The following is a 7,918-nucleotide window of genomic DNA, read 5'->3' as shown; positions in this document are numbered from 1 at the left end:
GTCGGCCAGGGAGTGCCCATACGGGCGTGCATCCCCCCGCCGCCCCCCCGCACCGCACCCCAGAGGGCGCGCTACTTCTTCAGGCCGAAGCCGGCGAACCGCTTGTTGAACTTCGCCATCTGGCCGCCGCGGTCGGAGACGCGGTGCACGCCGGTCCAGGCCGGATGGGTCTTGGTGTCGATGTCGAGACGCAGCGTGTCGCCCTCCTTGCCGTAGGTCGAGCGCATCTTCATCTCGGTGCCGTCGGTCTGGACCACGAGGATGTCGTGGTACTCCGGGTGAATGTCCTTCTTCATCGCGGGCTCGCTCCTGGTGCCGGCCGTCGCGGGAGGCGCCGGCAAATCGCCATCTGTCTTGAGGGCCCGCCCGCTGCGCGAAGGGCGCGCCCGGCCATGGCCGGGCACCGCGGGTTCGGGCCCTGGAAGCCGCGCGGTATAGCGGAGGCCGGCGGCCAAGGCAAGCGCGTCGCGCGGCGTGGCGCGGCAAGCAGCCCTTGCCCCGCCTCGCCCGGCTGTGGTTAGTCAGGCGCCTGACCGCTTTCGGGGCACCATGGCAAAACTGCGCGGAGCGGCGGCCGGGGAGGCCGGCATCCTTGCCGACCGCCCGACCAGCCGAGACCTGAAGGTCCTGTTGTATCTCTGGCGCTTCGTGCAGCCCTACCGGCTGCAGGTCGGGCTGGCCTGCGTCGCGCTCGTCGTGGCGGCGGCCACCGTGCTGGCGCTCGGCTCGGGCCTGCGCATGCTGGTCGACCAGGGCTTCGCGACCGGCAACGCGGCGCTGCTCGACCAGGCGGTGATCGCCCTGCTGGCGGCGGTGGCGCTGCTCGCCGGCGCCTCCTACGCCCGCTTCTACATGGTGTCCTGGATCGGCGAGCGGGTCGCCGCCGACCTGCGCAAGGCGGTCTTCGACCACACGCTCGGCCTGTCCCCCGGCTTCTACGAGACCACCCGGACCGGCGAGATCCTGTCCCGCCTGACCACCGACACCTCGCTGCTGCAGGTCGTTGTCGGCACCTCGGTTTCGATCGCCCTGCGCAACCTGCTGCTGCTGGCCGGCGGCATCGTGCTGCTGCTCTTCACCTCGCCCAAGCTGACCGGCCTGGTACTGCTGGTCGTGCCGCTGGTGGTGCTGCCGATCCTCGTCTTCGGGCGCAAGGTCCGCCGCCTGTCGCGCGACAGCCAGGACCGGATCGCCGACCTCGGCGCCTACATCGACGAATCGCTGGTCGCCATCCGCACCGTCCAGGCCTTCACCCACGAGGCCGTCGACCGCCGGCGCTTCGCCGAGCGTGCCGAGGCCGCCTTCGCGGTCGCGGTCCGGCGCATCCGCGCGCGTGCCGCCCTGACCGCCCTGGTCATCCTGCTGGTGTTCGGCGCCGTCGCCACGGTGCTGTGGATCGGCGGCCGCGACGTCCTGGCCGGCGAGCTCAGCGGCGGCGAGCTCTCGGCCTTCGTGTTCTACGCGGTCGTCGTCGCCGGTGCCGTCGGGGCGCTCAGCGAAGTCTTCGGCGAGCTGCAGCGCGCCGCCGGCGCGACCGAGCGCCTGATCGACCTGCAGGCGACGGAGCCCGATATCGCCGCACCCGCCAAGCCGACCGCCCTGCCCGACCCGCCGCTCGGCGGCCTCGCCTTCGAGCGGGTGACCTTCCACTACCCGGCGCGCCCCGACCAGGCGGCGCTCGAGGCCTTCGAGCTGACCGTGAAGCCGGGCGAGACGGTCGCGCTGGTCGGCCCCTCGGGCGCCGGCAAGACCACCGTGTTCCAGCTGCTGCTGCGCTTCTACGACCCGGAGGGCGGCCGCGTGCTGCTCGACGGCGTCGACCTGCGCCAGGCCGAGCCGACCGAGCTGCGCCGGCGCATCGGCCTGGTGCCCCAGGAACCGGTGATCTTCTCTGCCGACGCCTGGGAGAACATCCGCTACGGCCGCCCCGAGGCCGGGAACGAGGAGGTGCGGGCGGCCGCCGAGGCCGCCGGCTGCCTGGACTTCCTGGAGGAGCTGCCGAAGGGCTTCTCGACCTTCCTGGGCGAGCGCGGCGTGCGCCTTTCGGGCGGCCAGCGCCAGCGCCTCGCGATCGCCCGGGCGATCCTGCGCGACCCAGCCGTGCTGCTGCTCGACGAGGCGACCTCGGCGCTCGACGCCGAGAGCGAGCGGCGCGTCCAGGCGGCGCTCGACCGGCTGATGGTCGGGCGCACCACCCTGGTCATCGCCCATCGCTTCGCCACGGTCCTGAAGGCCGACCGCATCGTCGTCATCGACCGCGGCCGGGTCGTCCAGCAGGGCACCCACCGGGAGCTGAGCGCCGAGGGCTCGGGGCTCTACGCGCACCTGGCGGCCCTGCAGTTCGACCAGCATCCGCCGGAAGCCGGCGCCCGGACGCCGGCGCCGCCGGTCAGCGCTCGGTCAGCTTGAACTCAATCCGGCGGTTGCGCAGCAGGGCCTCCGCGGAGCGGCCGGTCTCGATCGGCTGATACTCGCCGAAGCCGGCCGCGGCCAGGCGGTTCGGCGGGATGCCCTCGTCGATCAGCACCTTGACGACCTCGATGGCGCGAGCGGCGGAGAGCTCCCAGTTCGAGGGGAAGAGGAAGGTCGAGATCGGCCGGTCGTCGGTGTGGCCATCGACGCGCAGCACCCAGTCGATGTCCGAGGGGATGCGGGCGGCGACGTCGCGCAGCAGCTCGCCGAGCTGGGCGATCTGCTCGCGGCCCTCCGGCTCCAGGGTCGCCGAGCCGCTCGGGAACAGCACCTCGGCCTGGAACACGAAACGGTCGCCGACGATGCGGATGTTCGGGTTGTCGCCGAGGATCTCGCGCAGCCGTCCGAAGAACTCCGAGCGGTAGCGCGCCAGCTCCTGGACCTTGGTGGCGAGCGCCGCGTTGAGCCGCTGGCCGAGGTCGAGGATCTGCACCTCCTTGGCCTCGTTCTCGGCCTCGCTGGCCTCGAGCAGGCCGGTCAGGTCGGAGAGCCGGCGGCGCAGCGAGGCGAGCTGGCTGTTGAGCAGGCGGATCTCGCGGCGGGCCTCCTCCGACAGCGCCTGCTGATCGAGGGCGAAGTCCTGGGATTCCGTCAGCCGCTCCTCGATGATCCGCAGCTGGTCGGCGAGCTCCCGGCGCTCGGCGACGCTGCTGTCGAGATCCTGCTCCAGCTCCTCGGAGCGTTCGGCGAGAGCGGCCAGCGCGCGCTCGCGCCGCTGCAGCTCGCCGTCGAGCTCCTCGCGCAGCTCCCGGAGCGTCGCCAGCTCCGCGAGCTGTGCCTCGATCGTCTCCCGGTCGGCCTCGACCGTCGCATAGACCTGGCGCAGCTCCTCGGCCTGCTGCTCGTTGACCGCCCTGGCCTCCTGCAGCTGGCCACGCAGCTGGTCGCGCAGCTCCTGCAGGGTCGCCAGCTCGCCCAGCCGTGCCTCGATCGTCTCCCTGTCGGCCTCGATCGTGGCGTAGGCCTCGCGCAGATCGCGAGCCTGCTCCTCGGTGACCGAGCGCGCCTGCTGGAGCTGGGTGCGCAGGGCGTCCCCGGTCTCGAGGGCGGCGGCCAGCTGGTCCTCCCGACCCTCGCTGCGGGCGCGCAGCGCCGCCAGCTGCTCGGCCAGGCTGTCGCGCGCGCGGGTTGTCGCCGACAGCTCGTCGCTCAGCTGGGCGCGCCGGTCGGTCAGGGCGCGCAGCTCGCTCTGCAGCTCGTCGCGTGTCTCCTGGGAGATCTGCAGCTCACTGGACAGCTGCGCGATGCTGATGCGCAGGTCGGCATTGGCGTCACGCTCCAGGATCAGCAGCTGGCTGGCCTCCTGGAGCTCGCGGCCGAGCTTGCTGAGCTGCTGGTCGCGGCCGGTCAGGGCCACCGACAGGAAGTACTGCGCGACCATGAAGACCATGAGCACGAAGATGACGACCATCAGCAGGGTCGAAAGGCCGTCGACGAAGCCCGGCCAGATGTTGACGCTGCGGTTCCGGCTGGAGCGCCCGAGCGTGTACATCTAGCCCTCGGCTTCCTCCGCCAGGGCGGCGATCGTGCGGGCCAGGAGGCGGATCTCGCTGCGGATCTGCTCGACCGTGTGGTCGCGGTTGGCCGACATCTCGCCGGCGACCCGCGAGAGGTTCATGTTGATCGAGCGGATGTGGTCCTTGGTCGCGTCGTCCAGCCCGGAGGACTGGAAGTTGGCTTCGGCGAGCTGGCCGAGAATCGGCCGCAGCGCGCTGTGGGTTTCGGCCAGGCGCCGCAGGACCTCCTGCTCGGTGCGCATCTGGTCGGTCATCAGGCTCATGCGCTCGGTCAGCAGCGTGAGGTTCCGGTTCGCCTCCCGGCGGTCGTCCTCGCCGCGCTCGATGGTGCGCTGCAGGCCGTCCAGGCTGTCGGCGGTCTGCTCGAGCAGCGCCGAGAGGTAGGCCGGCACCGAGCCGCCCTCGGCGTCGGCGCCCGCCGGGCCGCCACCCGACAGGCGGGTGATGCCCGACAGCCACTCCTCGAGCTCGTTCATGAAACGGTTGTGGGCCTGACCCGCCTGCAACTCCAGGAAGCCGAGCACCAGGGAGCCGGCGAGGCCGAACAGCGAGGAGGAGAAGGCCGTGCCCATGCCGCCGAGCGGCTCGGACAGGCCGGACTGGAGCTGCTGGAACATGCCGGCCGCGTCGCCCCCGGTCGCGGCCAGGCTGCCGATCGTCCGGCCGACCGCGTCGACCGTCTCGATCAGGCCCCAGAAGGTGCCGAGCAGGCCCAGGAAGATCAGCAGGCCGATCAGGTAGCGCGAGATGTCGTGGCTCTCGTCGATGCGCGAGCGGATCGCGTCGACCAGCGTGCGCATCGACAGCGCCGAGAGCGTCAGCCGGCCCTTGCGCTCGCGCAGCATCTTGGCCATCGGCCCCAGCAGATGCGGCGCGCGGCGGTCCCGGGCCGCGCCCGGGACGATGACGCCGCCGCTCGACTCCTGCTTCAGCTGCTCCAGGTAGTCGATCTCGCTGCGCAGCAGCAGGACCTGGCGGAAGGAGTAGGCGACGCCGAGCAGGGCGACGCCCAGGATCATGCCGTTCAGCACCGCATTGGCCATGAAGGCGTCGGCCAGGCGCGGCGCCAGGAAAGCCGCCGCGACCAGCACCAGCGCCAGGAACACCAGCATGCGGATCAGGTAGGTCTGGGGACGGGTCATCTGGGGCTAAGCTGCATTGCCGGGCGGAGGGACGCGCGGCAGGGGGCCTCGCGCCAGGGGGAACCGCGGCGGCGAGGGCCCCCCGGGAACCCGGGCACCGCCGGCCCGGTGGGACTCATCGGCGGGCCGAAACGATGTCGACCCGGTCGGCCGGCCCCTCTCCGACCTTGTTGCCCTGCGCGCGCACGTCCATGCGTCGCGAGCCGATGCCGGCGTCGACCAGGAATTTCCGCACCGACAGGGCGCGGGCCAGCGACAGCCGGCGCGCCTTGAGGACCTCGCTGTCCGACCCGGCGGCGTAGGCGAGCAGCTGGATGCGGGCGTCGGGGTTGGCCTCGAGGTAGGCGACGACCGAGGCCAGCTGCTCGCGGCCGCCGGCATCAAGGTCGTCTGAATCGGTGGCGAAGGTGACCTGCGCGAGTTGCTCCTCAGAGGGCGTCTCGCTGGCCGGCGGCAGGGCCGACTGCTGCGTCTCGGCCGGCGCTGGGGTCGCCGCTGCGGGCGTCTCGGGCGCCGCGCTGGGGGCTCGCTCGGCGGCCGCCGTCTCGGTCTCGCTGGCCGGTGGCTCGGGCGCCGCGGAGGGGCTCGGCTCAGGGGCCGTCGCGGTCTCGGCGGGCGAAGGCGGTGGCGGCGGCGGGGCCGAGGCGGCGCCGGAACTCCCCGAGCCGGAGTCCCCCGAAGCGCGGGAATCGTCGGCAGCACGCGGGCTCGGACTGGAGGCCGCCGAGGTGGAGGGGGCCGAGGGGGCGGTGCGTGCGCTTGCACTCGGCACCGGCGGCGCCTGGCGCGGGCTCTCGTCGGCGGCGGCGGTGGCCGCGCTCGACCGGCTGCTGCTCGGCGCCGCGGGCGGCGGGCTCGCGGTGGCGGTCGCCCGGGCAGGCGAGCTGCCCGAGCCGGCCGTGCTGCGCGAGGCGCTCGTGCCGCCCGGCGGCGGCGGCGGGGGTGGCGGCGCGACCCGCGCGGCGGTGGTGGGCGAGTCGCTGCTGCGGCCCGTGCTCGAAAGCACCGCCGAGTCGCTGGTCCGCGCCGGGCGCGCCGCGGGAGTCGAGGAGCGCAGCGAGACCGGCGGGCTCGGCGGCGCGTCGCCGATCCGCGCCGGCTGGTCGGCGACCTGGCTCTGTCGTTGGCTCGCCACGGGCGGCGCCGGGGGCTGGGGTGCCCTGGCGATGACCGGCGGCGCGATCTGCGGAGTCGGCCGGACCGACTGGTAGGGGCCCGCCGGGGCCCCGTACGGCTGGGCGCCGTAGGGCTGAGCCCCATACGGCTGAGCCCCGTAGGGAAGCTGTGGCAGCGCGCCCTGGCCCGGGGACGGGTAGCCGCCGTAGGCCGGCGCCTGGGCGATGAACTCGGAGCTCGGCGCCTGCTGCGGCGGGAACAGCAGCGGCCCCGTCGGCTGCGGAAAGGGGCTGGGCTGGCTCGGGTAGGGCGCGTTCGGGGCGGGCTGCTGGCCGGGATAGTAGCCGGCGCCCGGCGGCGCCCCGTAGGGCACCTGGCTGTAAGGCGACTGGGCGTAGGGCGATTGGGCGTAAGGCGCCTGGCCGTAAGGTGCGGGGCCAGCGGGGCCGAGCTGGTTGAGCACGCCGGGATCGACGTAGACGCTGCCGGGCCCCAGGTTCTGGGCCGCGGCCGGGAGCTGGACCGCCAGCAACGCCGCGGCCGCGACGCCAAGGCTCAGCGCGCGCCGGCCGAAGCCACCGCGCAAGCGGGCCGTCATCTGGCGACTGGTGCTCAAGAGCTGGGTCCTCGGCCGATTCTTCACGCGTCGTCCCCGTTTCGCGCCCCCCGGATCTCGGGCGACAGACTAGGCCGAATCGCCCGAGAGCGACAACCGCTTTGCCCCGGGCCGGTCCGCGCCCCCCGACTGTGGCGGCGCTGCCGCTTGCGGGCAAGCGCTGCGATCCCGCTTCAAGGACGCTCCTGCCCGGCGAGGATGCCGGGGCGTTGGTTACGCGTCGGTTAACCCGCCTCCGGGGCGCCGCCCTTCTGGGCGGCGGCGATCATCTTGGCGAGGAGGCGGTGCAGGTGGTCGTTCGCCGCGATCACCGAATGGCCGTCGAGCGCGACCCGGTCGCCGGCGATGTCGGTGACGATGCCGCCCGCCTCGCGGACAAGCAGAATGCCCGCGGCGAAATCCCAGGGCGACAGCCCCTGCTCCCAGAAGCCGTCGAAGCGGCCGGCCGCGACGTAGGCCAAGTCGAGCGAGGCGACGCCCCAGCGACGGACGCCGGAGGAAGACTGCATGACCGCCGTCAGCTCGCGCAGGAAGACCCCGTCGTCCTTGCTGGAGCCGAGGAAGGGGATGCCGGTGGCGAAGAGTCCCTCGGACAGCTGACGCCGCGAGGAGACGCGCAGGCGCCGGTCGTTGAGAAAGGCGCCGCCACCCTTTTCGGCCCAGAACAGCTCGTCCTTGATCGGATCGTAGATGACGCCGGCGACGATCTCGTCGCCCTCGGCGAGGCCGACCGAGATGGCGAAATGCGGCAGGCCGTGCAGGAAGTTGGTGGTGCCGTCGAGCGGATCGACGATCCAGCGCCGGTCGCAGCCGGGCTTCGGATCGGTGCCGCCGGACTCCTCCATCAGGAATCCGTAGTCGGGCCGGGCCCGCGACAGCTCCTTGCGCAGCACCTGCTCGGCCTTGATGTCGGCGGCCGAGACGAAGTCGGCCGGACCCTTCTTCGAGACCTGCAGGTTCTCGACCTCGCCGAAGTCGCGCTTGAGGCCGCGCGCCGCCTGGTTGACGGCGCGGACCATGACGTTGATCAGTGCGGAACGGACAGCCATGACGCT

The 7,918-nt window shown here is 73.0% G+C and carries 7 protein-coding genes; 2 read left to right on the top strand and 5 right to left on the bottom strand.

Annotated elements, in window-relative coordinates; genetic code table 11:
- Positions 1-71: 71 nt before the first annotated feature.
- The gene (gene rpmE / locus WD341_RS08215) at positions 72-296 is read right to left on the bottom strand and encodes a 50S ribosomal protein L31 (protein WP_368424956.1); all 225 of its coding nucleotides are present in this window, start codon (positions 294-296) and stop codon (positions 72-74) included.
- 253 nt (positions 297-549) lie between these two features.
- On the opposite strand from rpmE, the gene WD341_RS08210 reads away from it, so the two are divergent.
- Positions 550-2,409: an ABC transporter transmembrane domain-containing protein gene (locus WD341_RS08210; RefSeq protein ID WP_368424955.1), complete on the top strand. Its 1,860-nt coding sequence runs from the start codon at positions 550-552 to the stop codon at positions 2,407-2,409.
- Here WD341_RS08210 and WD341_RS08205 read toward each other — a convergent pair.
- From WD341_RS08205 to WD341_RS08195, 3 genes are all read right to left on the bottom strand, one after another.
- Positions 2,390-3,964 carry a peptidoglycan -binding protein gene (locus tag WD341_RS08205; RefSeq protein ID WP_368424954.1) on the bottom strand — a complete coding sequence of 525 codons (1,575 nt, stop codon included), beginning with the start codon at positions 3,962-3,964 and terminating at the stop codon, positions 2,390-2,392. The two genes, WD341_RS08210 and WD341_RS08205, sit on opposite strands and share 20 nt — an antisense overlap.
- Positions 3,965-5,131, bottom strand: a complete 1,167-nt coding sequence (locus WD341_RS08200; RefSeq protein ID WP_368424953.1) for a flagellar motor protein MotA — start codon at positions 5,129-5,131, stop codon at positions 3,965-3,967.
- Between the two features lie 115 nt (positions 5,132-5,246).
- On the bottom strand, positions 5,247-5,903 hold the full coding sequence (locus WD341_RS08195) for an OmpA family protein (protein WP_368424952.1): 657 nt from the start codon (positions 5,901-5,903) through the stop codon (positions 5,247-5,249).
- On the opposite strand from WD341_RS08195, the gene WD341_RS08190 reads away from it, so the two are divergent.
- A complete protein-coding gene (locus WD341_RS08190) occupies positions 5,881-6,342 on the top strand; it encodes a hypothetical protein (protein ID WP_368424951.1) in 462 nt (153 codons plus the stop codon). The two genes, WD341_RS08195 and WD341_RS08190, sit on opposite strands and share 23 nt — an antisense overlap.
- Positions 6,343-7,087: 745 nt before the next feature.
- Here WD341_RS08190 and WD341_RS08185 read toward each other — a convergent pair.
- Positions 7,088-7,912 (bottom strand): inositol monophosphatase, encoded by an 825-nt coding sequence (locus WD341_RS08185; protein ID WP_368424950.1) that lies wholly within the window; start codon positions 7,910-7,912, stop codon positions 7,088-7,090.
- Positions 7,913-7,918 lie beyond the last annotated feature (6 nt).

Source organism: Tistlia sp. (genome assembly GCF_040905785.1).
Classification (GTDB): domain Bacteria; phylum Pseudomonadota; class Alphaproteobacteria; order Kiloniellales; family DSM-21159; genus Tistlia.
Note: the sequence above shows the minus strand (reverse complement) of the source record. Positions and strands in the feature narration are given on the sequence as shown.